Annotated in this window: 17 protein-coding genes; 5 read left to right on the top strand and 12 right to left on the bottom strand. The window is 41.0% G+C overall.

Features of this window, described 5'->3' with window-relative positions; translation table 11 throughout:
- The first annotated feature begins 409 nt into the window (after positions 1-409).
- The 3 genes from DP117_RS14390 (at position 410) to DP117_RS14380 (ending at position 5,537) form a co-directional block, all read left to right on the top strand.
- Positions 410-2,875 (top strand): PAS domain S-box protein, encoded by a 2,466-nt coding sequence (locus DP117_RS14390; protein ID WP_169218983.1) that lies wholly within the window; start codon positions 410-412, stop codon positions 2,873-2,875.
- 13 nt (positions 2,876-2,888) lie between these two features.
- Positions 2,889-4,100, top strand: coding sequence for an EAL domain-containing response regulator (locus tag DP117_RS14385; RefSeq protein ID WP_169218982.1), 1,212 nt, complete (start codon positions 2,889-2,891; stop codon positions 4,098-4,100).
- A gap of 342 nt (positions 4,101-4,442) precedes the next feature.
- Positions 4,443-5,537, top strand: coding sequence for a hybrid sensor histidine kinase/response regulator (locus tag DP117_RS14380; protein WP_169218981.1), 1,095 nt, complete (start codon positions 4,443-4,445; stop codon positions 5,535-5,537).
- 185 nt (positions 5,538-5,722) lie between these two features.
- On the opposite strand, the gene DP117_RS14375 is transcribed toward DP117_RS14380, so the two are convergent.
- The 3 genes from DP117_RS14375 to DP117_RS14365 form a co-directional block, all read right to left on the bottom strand.
- Positions 5,723-6,052 carry a DUF3140 domain-containing protein gene (locus DP117_RS14375; RefSeq protein ID WP_169218980.1) on the bottom strand — a complete coding sequence of 110 codons (330 nt, stop codon included), beginning with the start codon at positions 6,050-6,052 and terminating at the stop codon, positions 5,723-5,725.
- A gap of 5 nt (positions 6,053-6,057) precedes the next feature.
- Positions 6,058-6,276 (bottom strand): DUF2945 domain-containing protein, encoded by a 219-nt coding sequence (locus DP117_RS36220; RefSeq protein WP_169218979.1) that lies wholly within the window; start codon positions 6,274-6,276, stop codon positions 6,058-6,060.
- Between the two features lie 164 nt (positions 6,277-6,440).
- The gene (locus tag DP117_RS14365) at positions 6,441-7,451 is read right to left on the bottom strand and encodes an NAD(P)-dependent alcohol dehydrogenase (RefSeq protein ID WP_169218978.1); all 1,011 of its coding nucleotides are present in this window, start codon (positions 7,449-7,451) and stop codon (positions 6,441-6,443) included.
- 452 nt (positions 7,452-7,903) lie between these two features.
- On the opposite strand from DP117_RS14365, the gene DP117_RS14360 reads away from it, so the two are divergent.
- Both DP117_RS14360 and DP117_RS14355 read left to right on the top strand, forming a co-directional pair.
- Positions 7,904-9,157, top strand: a complete 1,254-nt coding sequence (locus DP117_RS14360; protein WP_169218977.1) for an HhoA/HhoB/HtrA family serine endopeptidase — start codon at positions 7,904-7,906, stop codon at positions 9,155-9,157.
- 191 nt (positions 9,158-9,348) lie between these two features.
- Positions 9,349-10,686 carry a sorbosone dehydrogenase family protein gene (locus DP117_RS14355; protein WP_169218976.1) on the top strand — a complete coding sequence of 446 codons (1,338 nt, stop codon included), beginning with the start codon at positions 9,349-9,351 and terminating at the stop codon, positions 10,684-10,686.
- Between the two features lie 86 nt (positions 10,687-10,772).
- Here the strand turns inward: DP117_RS14355 and DP117_RS14350 are convergent, their stop codons facing one another.
- The 9 genes from DP117_RS14350 to tnpA form a co-directional block, all read right to left on the bottom strand.
- Complete coding sequence (locus DP117_RS14350; protein WP_169218975.1) at positions 10,773-11,531, bottom strand: HEAT repeat domain-containing protein; 759 nt, start codon at positions 11,529-11,531, stop codon at positions 10,773-10,775.
- A 113-nt stretch (positions 11,532-11,644) separates the two neighbouring features.
- A complete protein-coding gene (locus DP117_RS14345) occupies positions 11,645-12,124 on the bottom strand; it encodes a GNAT family N-acetyltransferase (RefSeq protein WP_169218974.1) in 480 nt (159 codons plus the stop codon).
- Between the two features lie 67 nt (positions 12,125-12,191).
- Complete coding sequence (locus tag DP117_RS14340; protein ID WP_169218973.1) at positions 12,192-12,371, bottom strand: hypothetical protein; 180 nt, start codon at positions 12,369-12,371, stop codon at positions 12,192-12,194.
- Positions 12,372-12,860: 489 nt separating this feature from the next.
- Entirely contained in the window at positions 12,861-13,280 is a 420-nt protein-coding gene (locus tag DP117_RS14335) for an ABC transporter permease (RefSeq protein ID WP_169218972.1), read from the bottom strand.
- Entirely contained in the window at positions 13,265-14,557 is a 1,293-nt protein-coding gene (locus DP117_RS14330) for an AmpG family muropeptide MFS transporter (RefSeq protein ID WP_339381245.1), read from the bottom strand. The genes DP117_RS14335 and DP117_RS14330 overlap by 16 nt, the downstream gene beginning before the upstream one ends.
- Before the next feature lie 141 nt (positions 14,558-14,698).
- On the bottom strand, positions 14,699-16,162 hold the full coding sequence (locus DP117_RS14325) for a DNA phosphorothioation-associated putative methyltransferase (protein WP_169218971.1): 1,464 nt from the start codon (positions 16,160-16,162) through the stop codon (positions 14,699-14,701).
- A gap of 70 nt (positions 16,163-16,232) precedes the next feature.
- Positions 16,233-16,622, bottom strand: coding sequence for a DNA sulfur modification protein DndE (gene dndE, locus DP117_RS14320; protein ID WP_169218970.1), 390 nt, complete (start codon positions 16,620-16,622; stop codon positions 16,233-16,235).
- 65 nt (positions 16,623-16,687) lie between these two features.
- Entirely contained in the window at positions 16,688-18,682 is a 1,995-nt protein-coding gene (gene dndD / locus DP117_RS14315; protein ID WP_169218969.1) for a DNA sulfur modification protein DndD, read from the bottom strand.
- 107 nt (positions 18,683-18,789) lie between these two features.
- Positions 18,790-19,203 carry an IS200/IS605 family transposase gene (tnpA, locus tag DP117_RS14310; protein WP_169218968.1) on the bottom strand — a complete coding sequence of 138 codons (414 nt, stop codon included), beginning with the start codon at positions 19,201-19,203 and terminating at the stop codon, positions 18,790-18,792.
- Between the last annotated feature and the right edge of the window lie 62 nt (positions 19,204-19,265).

Raw genomic sequence — 19,265 nt, 5'->3', positions numbered from 1 at the left:
TTCCCCAACTTCCCCGACTTCCCCATCTTCCCCGACTTCCCTATCTTCCCCTACACCCCTACTTCTCTTAAATATGAAGTCGGAGTAAAAATAGTATAAATCTCCACTATTTTCCGAAAAAATATGCCAAAAATTACTTACAAACACCATATGAATAGGAGTGTATGGAAAGTAGCTCTATACATAACTTTATAGATATAAAACAATTTCGTGCTACTAGATGATTGCAAACATTTATACCAATTTAAAAAAAGAATGCGACTGATACACACTCTCAAACCCTTGTGATGTTTGGTTTTCTTCATTTTGCGAAAAGTTTGCGCGTCCGGGTTTCCCGGCGCAAAACTTTTCAAGACGAATTTTGTTAGCGCAGCGGTGCGCAGCACATTTTGAATTTTGAATTGGTATTATGTCCACCTTTGCTCAATTTCTCTCATTGCCATTGTTAGACTCTGCAATTGACTTTTTTCCCTTAACTGTTGCACCTGATACACTCTTATCAGATGTCATTGCTGTGATGAGGAAGTGTCAACCGCAAGCAAGGTGTGTGTTGATAGTTGAGAATCGGCAAATAGTGGGGTGCTTTACAGAGCATAATGCATTACGGCTTCTGTTGTGTGACATCAATCTACACACTGCAAAAGTGTCCGATGTCATGACGACTTCAGTACTCACCCTAAAACGCTCTGATGTTTCTAATGTAGTATTTATACTGTCATTTTTACGCCAACATCATTTGTTTTGTGTACCACTCGTTGATGAGCAAGGTCAAGTTGTGGGCTTATGCACATATGAAAGTATTTGTCAATCTCTAGAACAACAAGCACAGGGAACTCTATCAAGTTCGTCTGACTGCCCAGAATCTGACAAAGGGTTGGCAGAAACAGCTACTCAGGCATTGCCTGAGAGTGAGGAGCCATTCAGCAAACTGGCAAATGAGTTACCCATACTGATTTGGATGAGGGATGCTAATAACTTGAATACATTCCTCAACCAATCCTGTGTGGAATTTACAGGACGTCCTTTGGAAGAGTTACTAGGTGAAGGTTGTGTAGAAGGAATTCATCCTGAAGATAAACAGCGCTATTTCGATACATACGAAGCAGCATTCAAAAACCATCAACGTTTCCAGTATATCTGTCGTTATTTGTGTCCAGATCAAGAGTATCATTCGCTGCTCAACATGGGTGTTCCAAGATTTGGGTCTGATGGCAGCTTTATTGGTTACATTGGCTGCTCTATAGATATTACTGAACGTATGCAGACAGAAGCAACACTACAACAGGTACAAGCAGAACTGGAAATGCGAGTTGAGGAACGAACAAGGGCTGTCAAAGAAATGAATAAGCAGCTCATTTTTGAAATGACTGATCGTCTGTATGTAGAAGAGCAATTGCGACAATCACAGGAAATGTTGCAGTTCATCATGGATAATATCCCCCAAAGTATCTTTTGGAAAGACACAGCTTCCGCGTACTTAGGTTGTAATCGCATCTTTGCCGAAATGGTTGGTCTTGAGAGTCCAGAAGATATTGTGGGTAAGACTGACTACGATTTATTAGTTAATGAACAAGAGGCAGACTTGTACTATGAATCTGACCTGAGGGTGATGCTGACTGATACGCCCGAATATGATGTTATCTTTCGCCACATCCGAAAAGATGGTAAACAAGCTTGGCTGGAGGCGAGTAAAATCCCACTTCACGATCATCAAGGAAATGTGATCGGGGTTCTTGGCACTTTTGAAGATATTACTGAACGCAAGCAAGCAGAAGAAAGTTTACAACTGCGCGATCGCGCGATCGCAGCTAGCAGCAATGGGATCATCATCGCTGATGTGACAATGCCAGACTCGCCCATTATATATGCTAATCCAGCATTGGAGGAAATCACTGGTTATTCAATACAGGAGGTGATTGGCAAAAACTACAGTTTTCTCCACGGCTGTGATATCGATCAACCGGGTATGGCTGAGTTACAGGATGCGATCGCCCAAGGAAAAAGTTGTACCGTCGTTTTACGTAACTATCGTAAAGATGGTACTCTCTTTTGGAGTGAAGTCAGTATTTCTCCGGTTTATGATAATTGTGGTAAATTCACTCATTATATTAGTATTCAAACTGATATCACACAACGCAAGCAACTAGAAGAAGAATTAAAAGCTGCGCTGCACAAAGAAAAAGAACTGAATGAATTGAAATCTCGCTTTGTCTCAATGACTTCTCATGAATTCCGCACGCCTCTCAGCACTATTCTTTCTTCATCAGAATTATTAGAACACTATCGTCATAGATGGACTGAGGAAAAACAAGTTTCTCACTTGCATCGCATTCAAACTGCTGTCAAGCGTATGACTGAGATGTTAAACAATATCTTGGTGATTGGTAAAGTAGAAGCAGGAAAATTAGATTTTATACCTGTGCCCTTAGATTTAGTCGAATACTGTCATTATCTAGTAGAAGAATTACAACTAAATATCAATCATCAATATGCCATTCACTTTAGCAGTCAATTTGATTCCATGCCATCTTGTATGGATGAAAAATTGCTAGGGCATATTCTGAGTAACTTACTCTCGAATGGAATTAAATATTCTCCAACTGGTAGTACAGTCAGATTTACTCTGACATTCCATGATGAGCTAGCAGTCTTTACAATTCAAGATCAAGGAATAGGTATTCCACCAGAAGACTTACCTCACCTATTTGAGTCTTTTCACAGAGGGACGAATGTTGCGAACATCCAAGGTACGGGGTTAGGATTGGCAATTGTAAAAAACTGCGTGGAAACCCATCATGGTGAAATTACGGTAAAAAGTGAAATTGGAGTGGGAACAATATTCACTGTAACTCTGCCGTTAAACTATCATGCATAATCAGAGGCAAATCATGACCAAAATTTTAGTCATTGAAGACGAAAAATTAGTACGAGAAAATATTATAGATTTGTTAGCTGCAGAAGAGTTTGAAACTATTGCTGCTCCGAATGGGCGTATCGGGCTAGAGTTAGCAGTTTCTGAAGTCCCCGATTTAATTTTATGTGACTTAATGATGCCAGAAATTGATGGTTATGGTGTACTGACAACATTACGTGAAGAAGCAGTCACAGCAACTATTCCATTTATTTTTCTCACAGCAAAATCTGCGAGATCTGATTTTCGTCAAGGGATGGATTTAGGTGCTGATGATTATCTGACTAAACCATTTACTCGTACAGAATTATTAAATGCAATCACAAGCCGCTTAGCAAAGCAAGCAACTTTCATAAAGCGAGTCTGTACAAAATTGGAGGCGCAGACATTCTCTCCTAAAGTACAAATGATGGAAATGTATTTACGTCGTACTATAGAGCAGGGAGATTTTCAACAATTTCTAGTTTACTATCAACCAATAGTCGATGTTCGTTCTGGTAGAATCATCGCTGCTGAAAGTTTATTACGTTGGCAACATCCCAAATTAGGAATGGTGACTCCTACAGAATTGATTCCTTTGGCAGAATCTACTGGTTTAATTCTACCTATTAGTGATTGGGTATTAAAGAGTGTTTGTCAACAAACAAAGCTCTGGCATAATGCAGGATTAACAGAGTTACGCATAGCTGTTAATTTATCAGCACATCAATTAAATCAACCTAATTTTAGTCAAAAAGTTATCAATCTTTTATTAGCAAACAATTTAGTTCCAGATTGCTTAGAACTAGAATTAACAGAGAACATAATTATGCAAGATATCAATCGAGCAATTTCTACTATGAAAGAAGTTCATTCTTTTGGTGTCAAAATTGCTATTGATGATTTTGGGGCTGGATATTCTTCTTTAAGTTATTTAAAGCTATTACCGATTCATACTTTAAAAATAGACAGATATTTTATTCAAGATATTGCAAATGACTCACAGAAAGCAGTCATTACAACGGCATTAATTCAAATGGCACATAATCTCAATCTTCATACAGTTGCTGAAGGTGTAGAAACGGAACAAGAACTTAATTTTTTGCGCCAATATAAATGTGACGCTATCCAAGGATTTCTCTTCAGTTTTCCATTACCAGTAGCAGAGTTTGAAAAGATTTTATTTGCTAAAAAACGGTTAAGTGTGTAGGTTTTAAAAAATCTATAATCAGTTTCAAAGCCATGAGTATAAAGTAGAAAAAAAACCTTTTTTTGAGAGGATTTAATTGGGTTGCATTTTATATTTTATTCTGTTCACCTAGCTTGAAAATAGAATTCAGAATCCACCAAGTCAGGAGATAAAATTCCGCATTTCCTCCTAACCGGAGGCGAAGCGTAGGCAAGGAAAACGCTCCTGACTCCTTATTTTCATGTGTTTTGGTGTACGCAATGATGGCTATTTACTACTTATCAAGTGTTATCAAGTGAATAATAAGTAGTGGTCAACGAAACCAAAAATCTAAAATTTTTCATTAATTAAGCTTGATTGAATATGTATAAAATTCTGGTCATAGAAGATGAGATAAGTGTCAGACAGAATCTTTTAGAATTACTAACTTATGAAGATTTTAATGTCATTTCTGCAGAAAATGGTCAGATTGGTGTCAAGTTAGCTCAAGAAGAAATCCCTGACTTGATTCTTTGTGACGTGATGATGCCAGGATTAGATGGTTATGGCGTTTTAAATATATTACGTCAACAACCGACAACAGCGACGATTCCATTGATTTTTTTAACAGCTAAAAGTGATAAAGCTAGCTTTCGCCAAGGGATGAAGTTGGGAGCTGATGATTATTTAACAAAGCCTTTTACCCGTGCAGAACTACTTGCTGCAATTTCCTCCCGATTAGAAAAACAACTTATCATTCATCAACAATCACAAAAAAGGCTGGATGATTTGCGTAATAGTATTACCAAGTCTCTTCCTCACGAAATGAGAACACCACTGAATGGTATTTTGGGTTTTTCTGAACTTTTAATGAAAGAAGTCGAGACTCTTTCTCGACAGGAAATTTGTGAGATGGCAGAAGGAATTTATAAGTCAGGACAACGCTTATACAGATTAGTTCAGAATTTTTTACTTTATACAGAACTCGAAATTCTAGCAACAGATCCAAAACGAATGCAACAGTTGCAAAGCCATAAAACGCTTTTCCCTTCAATGGCGTTGGAAAAATTAATGGCTGAAAAAGCTCAACAAGTAGGACGTTATACAGATTTACAAGTTGACTTACAAAGTTGCTGTTGTCTACAAATTTGCGAGACAAAACTTTATAAAATAATTGAAGAGTTAATTGATAATGCTTTTAAGTTTTCAACATCAGGAACAAGAGTTCATCTGAAAAGTACTTTGGTTAATCATCAACTGATTATCTCACTAACTGACTACGGACGAGGTATGACAGCTGCTCAAATTGCTGAATTGGGAGCATATCGACAATTTGAGCGCCAACTTTATGAACAACAAGGTTCAGGTTTAGGTTTAATCATCGCTAAACGTATAGCTGAGTTACACGGAGGAAAATTGCACATCCACAGTCAGCTAGGAGAAAAAACAGTTGTGCAAGTCGTACTTCCGTGTATTTGAGCCTACTTAAATATTTAAGTCTTTGCACACTCGTAAATTTGTTGCTTGTCAAAAGTTTTGCACTTTGTGCTATCTTTTCTACAGCAGTTTGTTCGTGCGTGAGGTACAGAACCTAGACTTCACGCGTCAGGTATGAAGGCTATTCTACTCCTGACGACTGACTCAAGAATTGCTGAATTCATCTCTCATTTTAGCGGGTCATGTCCCCAATTCATTAAAGAGTAGCGCCAGTGAGTATGCTCAACATCACCATCAGGTTGTTGTGCGCAATGACGATGGATATAACTGATGACTTTTTTCATGTGTGAGATTTCATCATCAGTGTAATCATCTTTTTTATTTTGTAGTAGTTCGACGATATACCTACCGGATTTATGTCCTATGGATTCATCATCTCCTTTTTTTTGTCCAACCGATTGAGACTCTTTTGTTTCTAGCCAAGATTGCAGTTCCTTTGCTGTCATATTAACTGACGAGTAAAACTCGTCAACCACTGATTTAACATCTGTACTCATAACGTTCATGACTCCTCAATTTTCTCTAAAGAATCAGGTTTGTGAGCTGCTTCTTTTCCAGTTTTGTCACTTTTTACCAAGTACTCTGGGTTATCTTTTGAGGCGGCGACACGATGTCCTTTAATTTGTGTCGGTGAAGTGAGTTTCTTTTCCACCTCACCAGTCGTTTCACCTTGCGATGTCTTCCACTTCACTTTGTCACTTTTTTTCAACTCGTCAGTCACGGGTTTTCTCCTATTTGATGTTTTACACCCGTTAATTATGTTTGTACTATAAAAGGAATTAATCTTTCTATTGACAGAAAAAGTGGCAAAGAATTTGAAAAACTTTGCCATGATAAATTCTTCTAAAGAGTTAACTTTTCACAAAAATCTGTTGAGTCTTGTTCCTAAAAGCGCAGCGCAATTTTACCGAAATGTGCTCCACTTTCCATATACTCTAACGCCTGGCGCGCTTCTTCAAAGGGGAACACTCGATCAACAATAGGTTTGATATCATGTAAAGCAATTGCTCGGTTCATTGCCTCAAACATGGCGCGACTACCTACGTAGATACCTTGTACAGTCATCCCTTTGTGCAGAATCGACACTGTACTAACATCTGCGCTGAATCCAGAAAGCACTCCAATCAGACTGATATGCCCGCCGTAGCGAACAGCACGTAGCGATTTATTGAAGGTTTCTGCACCACCAACTTCAATAATACGGTCAACACCCACCTGATTTGTCAGTTCCCAAACTTTTTCATCCCAGTTTGGTGTGGTTTTGTAATTGATGACTTCGGATGCTCCAAGTTGCTTTAATTTATCTAACTTTAAGTCGCTGCTGGAAGTGGCAATGACTTGCGCCCCCATTATTTTACCAAACTGCAACGCAAATATAGACACTCCTCCTGTACCTTGTATGAGGATAGTGTCGCCAGCTTTGAGTTTACCATCTGTTGTTAAGGCGTTCCAAGCAGTGACTGCTGCACAAGGTAATGATGCTGCTTCCTCGTCAGAAAGATGTTTTGGGACATGAACAACGCCGTCTTCATCAAGTGTCACGTACTCAGCTAAGATACCATCAATCGCTCCACCCAATGCTGATTTTGATTTATCTGCTGAAAATTCTCCTTCTAACCAGGTTTGCATGAAGATACCAGCGACGCGATCGCCTACTTTAACTCTACTCACTTTCTCGCCAACAGCAACCACTTCCCCTACACCATCAGAAAGTGGAACAAACGGTAGCTTTTGCTTAGAACCATATGCGCCTTTGACAGTTAACAAGTCCCGATAATTGAGTGAAGCCGCACGCATTTTCAGTAGGATTTGTCCTGCTTTTGGTTGTGGTTCTGGTTTTTCAACCAGTGTCAATGCATCTAAACCTTCTTTTGAGTGAACTTCCCAAACTTTCATAGCAGTTTCCGATTGCTTTTTTCTACTGCTTGTTTATCACAAATTGCTTCAATGTTGATTCAGATCTTGCACTCAGAAAATTTTATGTTGTTTTTGACACACGGTACTAACCCGAAAACCTTTATTTTGCCTATAAAAGCAAAGAAAAAGACTGTAGCTTTTGCAGTTTAACTCTTAAGAGTTAAACAACTCTGGTAGCCCAGATTTCGCCTGATGTTCATAGCTTACGTTTGGTGACCAGAGAACAGCGATTGAACTCACTCAGGCTGAAAACTAGATATTGCTAGCACGCTGAACAACACATTCACCAGTCATAATAGTCGTAAAGGTGCCGATATTATCGACACTGATTTTTTTTTAAATCCAAGTACACAATTTTGATGGGTTGTCAAAAAAAACTTGATTCTTCGGGTTCACGCAACCTATAACTGTTTGCGATCGCACAAATTACTATGTCTTTGTCATCTTCACAAGAACAACGTTTCTCTCCCCTCTTGCTTAAGTTGACTAGTTATGCTCTGGTTGCTGTCTTGAGTGTGGGTTTAACCTTGACGACTTTATGGGCATTTCCTAACTTACAAATTCTTAAGCACTCGTCTCCACCTAGTGCTGTTGCACCCATCACTCCCACGGTAGAAACAACCACACCTCCAGCAGCAACCTCTCAAAAAGCTTCTATCCGCAGTTTCGTGAGTGCTGCTGTCAATCGAGTCGGACCAGCAGTTGTAAGAATTGATACGGAGCGTACAATCACTATGCGTACGCCTGACCCGTTTTTTAGTGACCCTTTTTTCCGGGATTTTTTTGGTAATGATTTCTCTAGGGTGCCTCAAGAGTACCATCAACGCGGAGAAGGATCTGGTTTTATTATTGACCCCAATGGCATGATTCTCACGAATGCTCATGTTGTCAGTGGTGCTGATTCTGTTACCGTTACCCTCAAGGATGGACGCAAGTTAAAAGGAGAGGTGAAAGGGGTGGATGAGCCTTCAGATTTGGCAGTTGTCAAAATTGATGGAAACAATTTGCCAGTTGCTCCTCTTGGTAACTCTAAGGATTTGCAAGTGGGTGATTGGGCGATCGCAGTCGGCAATCCGTTAGGATTAGATAATACTGTGACTTTGGGTATTATCAGCACGTTGAATCGCTCTAGTGCTCAAGTTGGTATCCCAGATAAACGCTTGGACTTTATCCAAACTGATGCTGCTATCAATCCTGGTAACTCTGGTGGTCCCTTAGTTAATGAACAAGGTGAAGTTATTGGGATTAATACAGCGATTCGTGCTGATGCTCAGGGAATTGGGTTTGCTATTCCTATTGACAAAGCCAAGGTGATTAAAGATGCTTTGGCGAGTGGTCAGAAAATCTCGCATCCTTATATTGGTGTTCGGATGGTGACTCTCACACCAGAATTAGCAAAACAATCTAATAGCGACCCCAATACGACAATAATATTACCAGAAACCAATGGTGTATTGGTAGTACAAGTGATGCCCAACAGTCCTGCTGCTACTGCTGGTGTGCGTCGGGGAGATGTGATTACCCAAGTTGATGAACAAGCGATAACAACAGCTGAGCAATTGCAAGGCTTGGTAGAACAGAGTCGAATCAACCAGCCTTTACAAATCAAGGTACAACGGGGTGAACAAACTCAACAGTTGAGTGTGCGACCAAGTGAACTTGGGGAAGCGGCTATGAAGTCATGATGACATCAGTACACAGTACACAGTACACAGTACACAGTAAACAAGGGGTGGACGAGTCCCTTTCCTACCTGATAACTGGTAACTGGTAACTGATAACTGATAATTGATAATATCGGACTTTGGAATGGTGACAGTTTTAGAATTTTTGGTCTAACTTTAAGGAGCTGTGCATCATTATTGACATTTCTACCATGAAACATCTGCGTTGCTTGCTGCTTTTTCTGCTACTGACTACAGCAGCAGCCTGTAACCAGACTCGTGCGTCCGAAGAAGAACCGACACTTCAATCTTCACCTTCTGCTCAACTAGCACAGAGTTCTACACAAATGGAAAATGGTATTCGTACAGAACCATTTTCACCGACACCCATCCGTATTAATGTTGCTGATTTGCCACAACCTTACGCCACTGATAGTGCTTCAAAGTCACCTCAGGTAGTCTCAATTCCTGAAAATCCGACTCTGCGTGTACCATCTGGCTTTGTGGTCAACGTTTTTGCTGATGGTTTGGATGCACCTCGCTGGTTAGCTTTAACTCCCAACGGTGATGTGTTAGTCACTGAGACAAGGCAAAATCGTATTCGTTTACTACGGGATACCAACAGCGATGGCGTGGCTGATGTCAAACAGACATTTGCCACACAAGCCAACGGAGTCAATATTCCTTTTGGGATGAGTTTTGGGGGTGATTCTTTCTTTTTGGGCAATACGAATGCTGTAGTGCGATTTCCTTATCAAAAAGGTCAACAGCAACTGAGTGGTACTGGTCAAAAAATTGCTGACCTTCCTGGTGGTGGTTACAATCAGCACTGGACACGTAACGTGGTAGTCTCACCCGATGAGAAAAAACTCTATGTTTCTGTTGGTTCTGAATCTAATGTAGATGAAGAAGAATTACCACGGGCTTCAGTGCAAATCATGAACCTGGATGGTTCCCAGCAGCAAACTTTTGCTTCTGGCTTACGTAACCCTATTGGTTTGGATTTTCACCCTGTGACTAAAGAACTTTACGCTACTGTTAATGAGCGTGATGGTATAGGTGATGACTTAGTACCAGATTACTTGACACGCATTCAGCAGGGAGAATTCTATGGTTGGCCTTATACCTACCTAACACCTAAAAACCTCGATCCACGTCAGAAGTCGGGTGGTGCGAGTAAGCGACCTGATTTAGCACGTCTGACTCGTACACCAGATGTGCTATTTCAAGCGCACTCAGCTGCATTAGGATTGCAGTTTTATGACGGTCAAACATTCCCTGAAAAGTATCGTAATGGTGCTTTTGTTGCCTTTCGTGGTTCTTGGAACCGCGATCGCGGCACTGGATATAAAGTTGTATTTGTACCATTCGACACCAAAGGACGACCGCAAGGTTACTATGAAGACTTTCTGACTGGATTTCTCCTAGACCCTGCTGGACCAAAAACTTGGGGACGTCCTGTGGGCTTACTCGTTTTGCCTGATGGTAGTCTTTTAGTCACTGAAGAAGCAAATAACCGTATTTATCGGATTCAGTATAAGGGGAGTTAGTAGAGTACACAGTGACCAGTAAACAGTGAACAGCGATAACTGATAACTGGTAACTGGTACTGCGCTTCCTTGATAACTGACAATTGTTAAAACCATCCTTCTTGTTCGAGAGTTTCAATCAACTGAAGTCCACGGGGGTCACCAACTCCCAAAAGGGCGGCTTTAGAATCTTCTCGTACTCCCAAATCTTTGTCTTCGGCAAAGGCTTGAATCAGTGCATCAATAGCAGTAGCATAAACGACGTTAGAAGGGAGCTCGCGGCAGAGTTGTCCAATTGTCCAAGCACAATTACTCCGTACTGCTGCTACAGGATCTCGTACCAAGGCTTCAATCAAGGGGGGCATTGCTCCGACAACAGCCTCATATCCCACATCTGCCATTTGTGCCAAGGCGGTAGCCGCCCACAGACGCACTGCGGAAATATCGGTTCTCAAAGCGTCTGCTAGAGGTGCTAAGCTACGGCGATCGCGACAGTTTCCCAATGCCCAAACAACCCCTTTACGCACGTAGCCATTCCAATCTCGGTTTAACTGAGCAATCAACGGTTCTACAGCATCTAAGCTTGGGTTGCGTCCGATACCATACGCTGCACTCACCCGTACCAAAGGACAGGTATCACTTAACAAGTGAATCAGCAGGGGAGTCGCTCTAGCATCTTCTATATCACAAAAAGCACGCGCTGCGAGCATCCTTTGCTGCGGTTGAGGATGTTCTAATAATACCAGCATCTGCTCTGGATTGGGCTTTGGCGTCTCTGTTTCGGCAGTGAGCGGTTCCATGTGATCCAGAGGGCTTTCTAGCTCTGTTTCGACATCTAGTAGGTAATGGTCGTCTTCGTCATACATAGTTTCAATCCCTGTTAGGGATTAACATATAATCCCCCGTGGCAATAAGTCAAACTTCTAACACTAGTTTATTTCTCAGTTTGAGAGTAAGGGACAAAAATTATTTGACACCTCTATTTTTCTGTGACATCAAGAGATTTTACCATCCAGAGTGATTGAGTTTGATAATTTAGTTGATTATAAAGATTTAATGCGGCTGTGTTGGTTTGAAACACTTGTAATGCGATTTGGCGATCGCCTCTAGCTTTTGCCCAATTTTCTCCATAACGCATTAAAGCTGTCCCGATACCTTGTCGTCGGTGTTCTGGCGTCACGTAGAGTAAAAAGATATGAGCATGGCGATCGCCCCGAATTTGATCTATGGCATTTCCTACCCATAGACAGGCGATGGGGAGTGAAGGAGAGACTTCTAATTTTGAATTTTGAGATTGCGTTGCAACGCTTGCAACGCTACGCGATTTTGAATTGCTTTGTTCCACTCCTACAAAATCAACCCACCAAAGGGGAGTTTCTCTGGAGAAGTATTGTTCGACTGTTTGCGCTAGATGAGAAAAATCTTGCTGTGGAAAAGCTTCCTGGTAAGTTCGTTGCATGAACTTCACCAGTAGCGCCTTGTCTAAGGTAGATCCACGGCGAATTATGTAACCTGGTAGAAGTTCTTCAGACACTTAAAGAGGGAAAGAAGGTAGACAATGTAGTTGACACTTCTCCAGTTTCTTCAACAGGTGCTGGTGCAGCCATATCAGATGGTAAAAATATACGGGCACTCACTGCTACAAGAGCAATAAGAAAAACTAGTACCACAATCAACGGGGCAATATACTGACGAAATATAGCCATACTTCTATTTTGCAACGAACAGTAGATATTTCTTAAAATTTTACTTAATTTTTGTAAACTTTTTTCGTTTATTTTAGCGACTTTTAAGCTATTTTGACACCCATGAGGCGCTGAATTTGAATAGATACATCGGGAAAGGCTAGGGGGGCAATAGTACCTGTGGTTAGTGTCAACCCCCCTTCGGGGGAATTCAAAATTCAAAATTCAAAATTCAAAATTAAAGACCCTACGGACGCCAGGTGCTTCAAGTCGGGGAACTCTAGCCGAGCACTGGCTCATAAATCCGGGGGCTTGAAATAATGATGCTGCGCTTTTTATACCTCCATTCATAAATGAAGGGGCTTGTACCAACTGCTCCAATCCAAACCTTTAATCCAAAATTCATGGAATTTCAAAATCTAGAAATTAAAAATTATTTAATTATTTTTGAATTTTGAATTTTGAATTTTGAATTGGAGCGAAGCGAGGGTCACTTGAACAAAGTTCAAGTTATGATGCTGGATGATCGCGTTCCAAGTCAGCGATCGCCTTTTCCCAATACCAATTTTCTGGCATACCAGGGTAGTCTTGCTTGACACGATCTACTAGCCGTTGGGCTGCATTAGTGTCACCGGCTAACGAGGTAAGTCTGTTTTTGAGATTTGCATCAGGTGTACGCTCATTTCGCTCATTTCTTCGAGAAGGTCGTGTTCTTCCTGCTGGGGAAGTCTGCGCCTGCTGTCTTCTAAATTCCCAAAACAAAACGTAATAAAGTGTACCAAAAATTATAATCAGGCTGAAAGTTCCTAACAGAGTTAGTAGGTTAGGCGTCAAGTATCCCAGAACCAGCTGGGAGAGGACGTAGCCAAGTAAGACGCCGGTAATTAAAAGAATAGCCGTTGCGATAGAAATAATTAGTTTCTGCCCCATAAATCCTCTTCTTCATTATCGAGTCCTGGTCTTTTCATTGCTGCTGGCTTTTGGTTCCAAGGGGCAAACAATGGTAATAGTAATAGTCCTGGTACAGCCACGGCAATGCTAATTAAGAAAAATATCTGCCAACCCGTAATTTCTGCTAGGGCACCAGCTGGAGCTGCAAGAATATCACGACTGACAGCCATTAAACTAGATAGTAAAGCAAATTGAGTCGCCGAAAAACGCTGATTGCACAAACTCATTAAAAAACCGAGAAAGGCAGCTGTTCCTAAACCACCACAGAAGTTTTCTACATTGATGGCAATTACCATAAATTGGTAGTTTTGACCTAGTACAGCCAGAAAAAAGTATACTAAATTACTCAATGCTTGTAAAATCCCAAAGACCCAAAGCGAGCGATTGATACCGATTTTGCTCAAAATCGAACCACCTGCTAGGGCACCAACAATAGTAGCAATTGAACCCATCCCGATCTGAATAGCGCCAATATCAGTTTTGGTGAAGCCAGTTTTGAGCAAAAATGGCGTGGACATATTGCTCAAGAAAGCATCGCCTAGTTTATAAAGTACAATGAATGCTAAACTAAATAGAGCTTGGTATACACCTAGGCGCTGAAAAAATTCTCGAAATGGAAGTATGACCGCTTGTGCTAAAGAATCTGGAGGACTGACTTTCTTTGGTTCTGGTGCGAGTAAAGTGCCAAAAATGCCAATTGCCATGAAAAGCGCCATTAACAAGTAAACTGATTTCCACGGCATACGGTCAGCAAGAATTAAGGCTAACGCACCTGCTACTATAATCGCAACTCGATAACCAGAGACGAAAAGACCAGCACCAGCACCGACTTCCAGTGGTTCTAAAGTGTCGGTGCGGTAAGCGTCAGCAGCAATGTCTTGGGTAGCACTCAAAAAAACAATTGCGATCGCATTGATTGCTAAAAGTTGTAGTGCTGTGGCGGGTTGTTGCCCAGCCATCAGGGCGATCGCGACAACTAAAGCAATCTGCGTTACAATTAACCAGCCCCGCCTCCGTCCTAAAATTGGGAGCTTATACCTATCTAGTAAGGGTGACCAAAGAAATTTCAACGAATAAGGCAAACTGACAAGACTAAACCAGCCAATAGTCCCTAAATTGATATTCTCTCCAGTCATCCAAGCTTTTAAAGTGTTACCAGTTAACAAAAAAGGTAAACCGGATGAAAAACCAAGTAACACCAAAGCCGCCATCTTCCGGCTTTTAAAAACTTGCAGTAGTGATGAGATTGTTTGCACTGTTTTATTTTTTTCTCCTAAAGTGAAAGAATTTTAAATATCTTGCCATACTTACGATGTAATATCAGGCAAAGATGTCAAGACATCACGCAAAGTTCCACAATCTTACGCAGTTGGCGTTTTTTATTTTTTGGCTGAATCCTAACTTTTGTTAACCAGATGAATTTGATGACCTCTAATTTCTACCCCATGTTCTGCAAGACATTTTGCCCAACCTTCACGAGTACCAATCTCGCTTTTATGCTTGAGTAGATCTAGTTCTTGTTCTTGTTGGGTGAGTTGAGCAAATTCTTGGTAGAGTGGGTAGTTAGAAGTCACAAATGTTTCTTTTCGGTGGAGAATTGGCGGATTTGCTCTTTGTTCATAATCTCGGTGAGTTATGCGCAAAGTTTTTAAATCGATAGTGATACTTGCTTTTAATGCTGGATGGGGATCAATATCGAATTGGGGGTAAAACAGGTAAGAAATTATCGGTTTATCTGTACAAAACTTTATCAGTGTTGCGTCATCGACACGCCCAATAGTTCGACTAGCGCAGCCTTCGTAAATGCGTAGCAAAGGGTCGAGTTCACTAAGCACAGAAATATGAATGTAAAGGGCGCTACGAGTGTGTTTGCCAATTTTACTTTTTTCGCAAACTCTTTGCACGACTCCGGTTTTCCCTAAACTGAAAAGCTTAGCGTCAGCAACTTCGCAAGCTTCTTCATAACTCCCAAAAAAAGCTTTGATGTCATGGCGCATTTCTAGTGATAACTTTTGCCAAGAGGGACGTTTATCGAAGTGAGTCAAAGCAAGATAAACTTGGATGTCAAGAGAACGACGGTAGGCGATCGCATCCCATTCTGCTTCATCAGTCGCTTGTAAAACAACACCAAAAGCACGGCGGAAGTTCCCAAATTCACCGAGTAATTCCTGTTCGTTATCCAATTCGCCTTTGACTGGAAGTCTTCCACGAAGAGTAAAAAAAGCCATCAGTGGTTCCAAGATCTCTTTATAGTCCTCAAACCGTTTCGTAGGAATGCAGACTCTTGGTGTTGAGGTTCTAGAGAAAAAGCGTATCGCTTTGAATTTTTCCTTTTCGGCTTCATCTCGAAAAATAAAATACACACCAAGTGCGACTGGTACCGCATCGACATTGAGGGTTTCATCTATGTATATTTTGAGTTCTTCTTGCTCGTAATATTTCTGAAACGTATTACGACTCGTGACGATACCATCACCATAAGCAATTTGAGCGTTACTGGGAGCATTTATCAAAATTTGAGCCGCAACAATTAAGACTTTTTGGGCAAGTTCCCAGGCTTGGCAAAGGGCTTGGCGGCGTTCTTCTGGGTCTTCAATCACGTTCAGGATGTAGCCCAAATTCACGACATCAGCAGAAATACACGGGATATCAGGGTAGTAGTATGGATCCCAGCCAGTGCTGGTGTAGCCTAGGTTTGCGACTCGCTGCACATCGCCACCGTGTCCACAACCGTAGTCAAAAAATGTGGTATCATTATTTATAATTGACCATTCTATTGCCAATCGCACAGGTCTCGATAAGTCAGTGCGAAAAATAGCGGCTTTATGGCGTTCTATTTCTAAGTAACTCTCTGACGACATAAGGATATTGAGAGGAACCACAGACAAACACAATCATAAGCATCTGTGTGCATCTGTGGTTTGTTAATCCTTATATCTTTTTGGTCGCTAATTCAACTAAATCTTCAATCTTCTTGATATTTGGATCGCCTGCTAAGTAACCAATACCGCGATGTAGGTGGAGGCGAAATTGTGTTGCCAAGGTTTCTTTGTCTGTTGGGAAGCCGTCGTTGTAGCAGCGTTGCTTGAGGGCGAGTAGCAATATATCGGAGATTTCGCCGCCAAAGACGCGCCATGTCATTTCGACGTTGCTATCTTGAGGAATTGGTACGGGTGAGGGTGGAGTTGGTTCGGCGAGGGAACGACAAAACGCCCAACGACACAGGATGTTCCATTGGTCGATTTTGGTGTTGCGTCTGAGTTTGAGGAGTTGGTCTTTGGCTGTTTGGGAGAGTTTGATACGATCTATGGGGGATTCCATGTTGTCTTAGAATAACGAACCGCAAAGGCGCGAAGAACACGAAGATGAAGATCACAAGAAGAGAGTTACCAAAAATATCCTGGTTCTACTGTTGTTTGGCGGGTGGATGAGTTGTATTTGAGGAGGTATTCGCGGGCGATCGCCTCGTTTTCTCGCAATATTTTGACTTGTTTTTCTCCTATCTCTGTATCGGTGGAAAGCAGAATGACTTGATGGCTGGCTGATGGAAAGTAACGTTCAACTAGGTTACTGCGGTGAGAAGAATCTAGTCTGCCCAAAGGTGTATCAATTGCGACTGGTAAGCGTCGTCCAGAAACACGGGCTAATCCCCAAAGGAAGGCGATCGCTAAGAGTTGTTTTTCACCTGCCGAGAGGCGATGTTTTGAAACGAGTTTTCCTTGTAAATCGTACAGCGAGAGGCTGAAGGTGTGAGTGTCAATGGCGATACGATGCACTAAGTCTGATTTGTGGAGGAGGTAGCGGAAGCATTCGGTGACTTCGATTTCGAGTTTGTTTAGTTTACGCAAGGTTAATTTTTCGCGAAAAAGCTTCAGTGTTTGTTGAACTTTATCTGCTGAGGCAATAATATGTTCGTAGTTTTTGCGGTCAATATTTTGCTTGGTATATTCTTGTAAGTCTTTCTTGATATTTTTTATTTCAGCTTCTAATTCATCACAGCGGCGTTTTGTGACAACGCTTGCTGCTTGAATTTGAGAAACTTTATTTTGTGCTGCTTCTAGTGCATCAACTAACTGTTTATAAGCTTCTGGTTCGGCTGCTGTCTGTATTTGTCTTTCCAGAGTGATAATTTCTTCTTCCTTATTTTTGAGAATTCCAATTTGCTGCTTGGCTATCTTCTTGTCATTTTGCAAGTAGTAGAAAACATTACCCAATTGACTTAAAGTTTCAGCGTCAGCTAATAACCAGGATTCTTCTGGTTGTATCAAATTGGCTCGCAATGTCTCTTCATCTTCTTCCAGAAATATTTTGATTTTTTCAACTTGTTCTTCTGTGATTCCTACTTGAGTCATCCAATTTAATAAACGTTTATCTCGTTCAAACAAGATATCTCTTGCTATCTGTGCTTGTTGAATGCGAAATTCTTTTTCTCCTTGGCGTTGCGTTTGAGTTAGTAGAGGTTCAATCAACGCGAGTGGTAAGATACTATCAGCCAATTGACACATTCCCTGACGTGCTTGTTCTACCTCAGCAGTTTTTTGCTTCTTTTGTAGTTCTAACTGATTTCGTTCCGCCGCGAGTTTACCGCCTTCAGAAACAAATTTATCAAACGCTTCTTGTTTTTGTTTTTCTGATTTTTGTAATTCTATTTTTAATTTTTCATTTATGTTCTTGTTTTCTTCGTATTCTGCTTGTTGCTGTTTGAGTCTTTTTTCTATCTCTTCTATATTTACCAAATCTTTCGTCTCGGCTATTTCCTTACGTTTGCGGTTGACTACAATTTCTAGATCAACAGCTAAACGTTCTGCCAACTCTAGCCCTAAAAGTCCACGAATTGCATCAGCGACAATAGGTGGTGGTACTTCTTGTTCTGCAAGTTCCTTGACTTGTTCCCCATCAAAGAGAAACAAATTAGAAATTCCTAAAGGGAGTAGATTTTCAATGTAATCGTCCCAAGTGTTAACTAATTCTTCTCTTAGCCAATCTTCTTGTCTTGCATCTAATTCATAAATTCCTAAATTGTCTTTACCATCTTTTGGATTTTTTTCCCAAGTTCGCACGATACGGTATTTAATCGGCTTGTCATTTTCAATGTGTTCAAAAAGTAATTCAATTCGGGTTTTCTCAATAGCCTCACAATGGCTGTTCACACATTGGCTAAGGAAATCACTATAGCTTAAATTACCACGATTAGAACATTGAGCACGAGGTCCATACAGCGCGAGGCGAATCGCGTCCATCAAAGTTGTTTTGCCACCACCGTTCATTCCACCTAATAAAATGATGGGGCGAGAATTATCATTGTCTTGTGGGTTAAGGTTGATAACTTGACGTCCATTGTAGGGACCAAAGTTTTGTAGTACAAGTTCAAGAAATATCATGTGATGGATACTTTGGCTTTGGCTAGAAAATATACCAGGCGAATGGAATTCGCGGCTACACAGGCAAAGTCCGCCTACGCGGACTAATTAAGTACGAGATTTTTAGGTTATCCAGGAGTAAGTTCCCAGGTGGAAATGATTGATTTTTGAAGATGGTGAGTAGCTTGGTTTCTGATGTAATTAGCTACGTTATCTATGGCATCATGACTAACCGTGAAAGCGCCGTAGCTTCCTTGCCATTTGAAAAACTCACCTGGCTTGACTTCATGAGTTATAAAATGAGAAGAACTTCCCTTAATTTGTTTAATCAAGTCAGATACAATCAGAGTTGGCGGAAAGCCTGTTAACAGATGAACATGATCCTCAACGCCACCCACCGCAATCACTGTGCATTTCAACTGTTCACACTCCTTAATAATTGCTGCATAAACTAGCTTCTGAATATCAGGTGTAATCAGGGGCAATCTATCCCAGGTCGCCCAAACATAATGTATATATAATTGTGTGTAATTTGACCTCATTTTTCTTTAACCCGCGTAGGCGGGTTTCGTCTGTGTAGCCGCGAATTTGATTCGCTTGGTTT

The organism is Brasilonema sp. UFV-L1 (assembly GCF_012912105.1).
Lineage (GTDB): Bacteria > Cyanobacteriota > Cyanobacteriia > Cyanobacteriales > Nostocaceae > Brasilonema.
Note: the sequence above shows the minus strand (reverse complement) of the source record. Positions and strands in the feature narration are given on the sequence as shown.

Bases quoted from the DNA above. Each gene is read 5' to 3' on its own strand.
- tnpA (WP_169218968.1), bottom strand. From the start codon at position 19,203: ATGAGGTCAAATTACACACAATTATATATACATTATGTTTGGGCGACC.
- DP117_RS14360 (WP_169218977.1), top strand. From the start codon at position 7,904: ATGTCTTTGTCATCTTCACAAGAACAACGTTTCTCTCCCCTCTTGCTT.
- DP117_RS14375 (WP_169218980.1), bottom strand. From the start codon at position 6,052: ATGAGTACAGATGTTAAATCAGTGGTTGACGAGTTTTACTCGTCAGTT.
- DP117_RS14345 (WP_169218974.1), bottom strand. From the start codon at position 12,124: ATGCAACGAACTTACCAGGAAGCTTTTCCACAGCAAGATTTTTCTCAT.
- dndD (WP_169218969.1), bottom strand. From the start codon at position 18,682: ATGATATTTCTTGAACTTGTACTACAAAACTTTGGTCCCTACAATGGA.
- DP117_RS14350 (WP_169218975.1), bottom strand. From the start codon at position 11,531: ATGTATGACGAAGACGACCATTACCTACTAGATGTCGAAACAGAGCTA.
- DP117_RS14380 (WP_169218981.1), top strand. From the start codon at position 4,443: ATGTATAAAATTCTGGTCATAGAAGATGAGATAAGTGTCAGACAGAAT.
- DP117_RS14390 (WP_169218983.1), top strand. From the start codon at position 410: ATGTCCACCTTTGCTCAATTTCTCTCATTGCCATTGTTAGACTCTGCA.
- DP117_RS14385 (WP_169218982.1), top strand. From the start codon at position 2,889: ATGACCAAAATTTTAGTCATTGAAGACGAAAAATTAGTACGAGAAAAT.
- DP117_RS14335 (WP_169218972.1), bottom strand. From the start codon at position 13,280: ATGGGGCAGAAACTAATTATTTCTATCGCAACGGCTATTCTTTTAATT.
- dndE (WP_169218970.1), bottom strand. From the start codon at position 16,622: ATGGAATCCCCCATAGATCGTATCAAACTCTCCCAAACAGCCAAAGAC.
- DP117_RS14355 (WP_169218976.1), top strand. From the start codon at position 9,349: ATGAAACATCTGCGTTGCTTGCTGCTTTTTCTGCTACTGACTACAGCA.
- DP117_RS14340 (WP_169218973.1), bottom strand. From the start codon at position 12,371: ATGGCTATATTTCGTCAGTATATTGCCCCGTTGATTGTGGTACTAGTT.
- DP117_RS14365 (WP_169218978.1), bottom strand. From the start codon at position 7,451: ATGAAAGTTTGGGAAGTTCACTCAAAAGAAGGTTTAGATGCATTGACA.
- DP117_RS14325 (WP_169218971.1), bottom strand. From the start codon at position 16,162: ATGTCGTCAGAGAGTTACTTAGAAATAGAACGCCATAAAGCCGCTATT.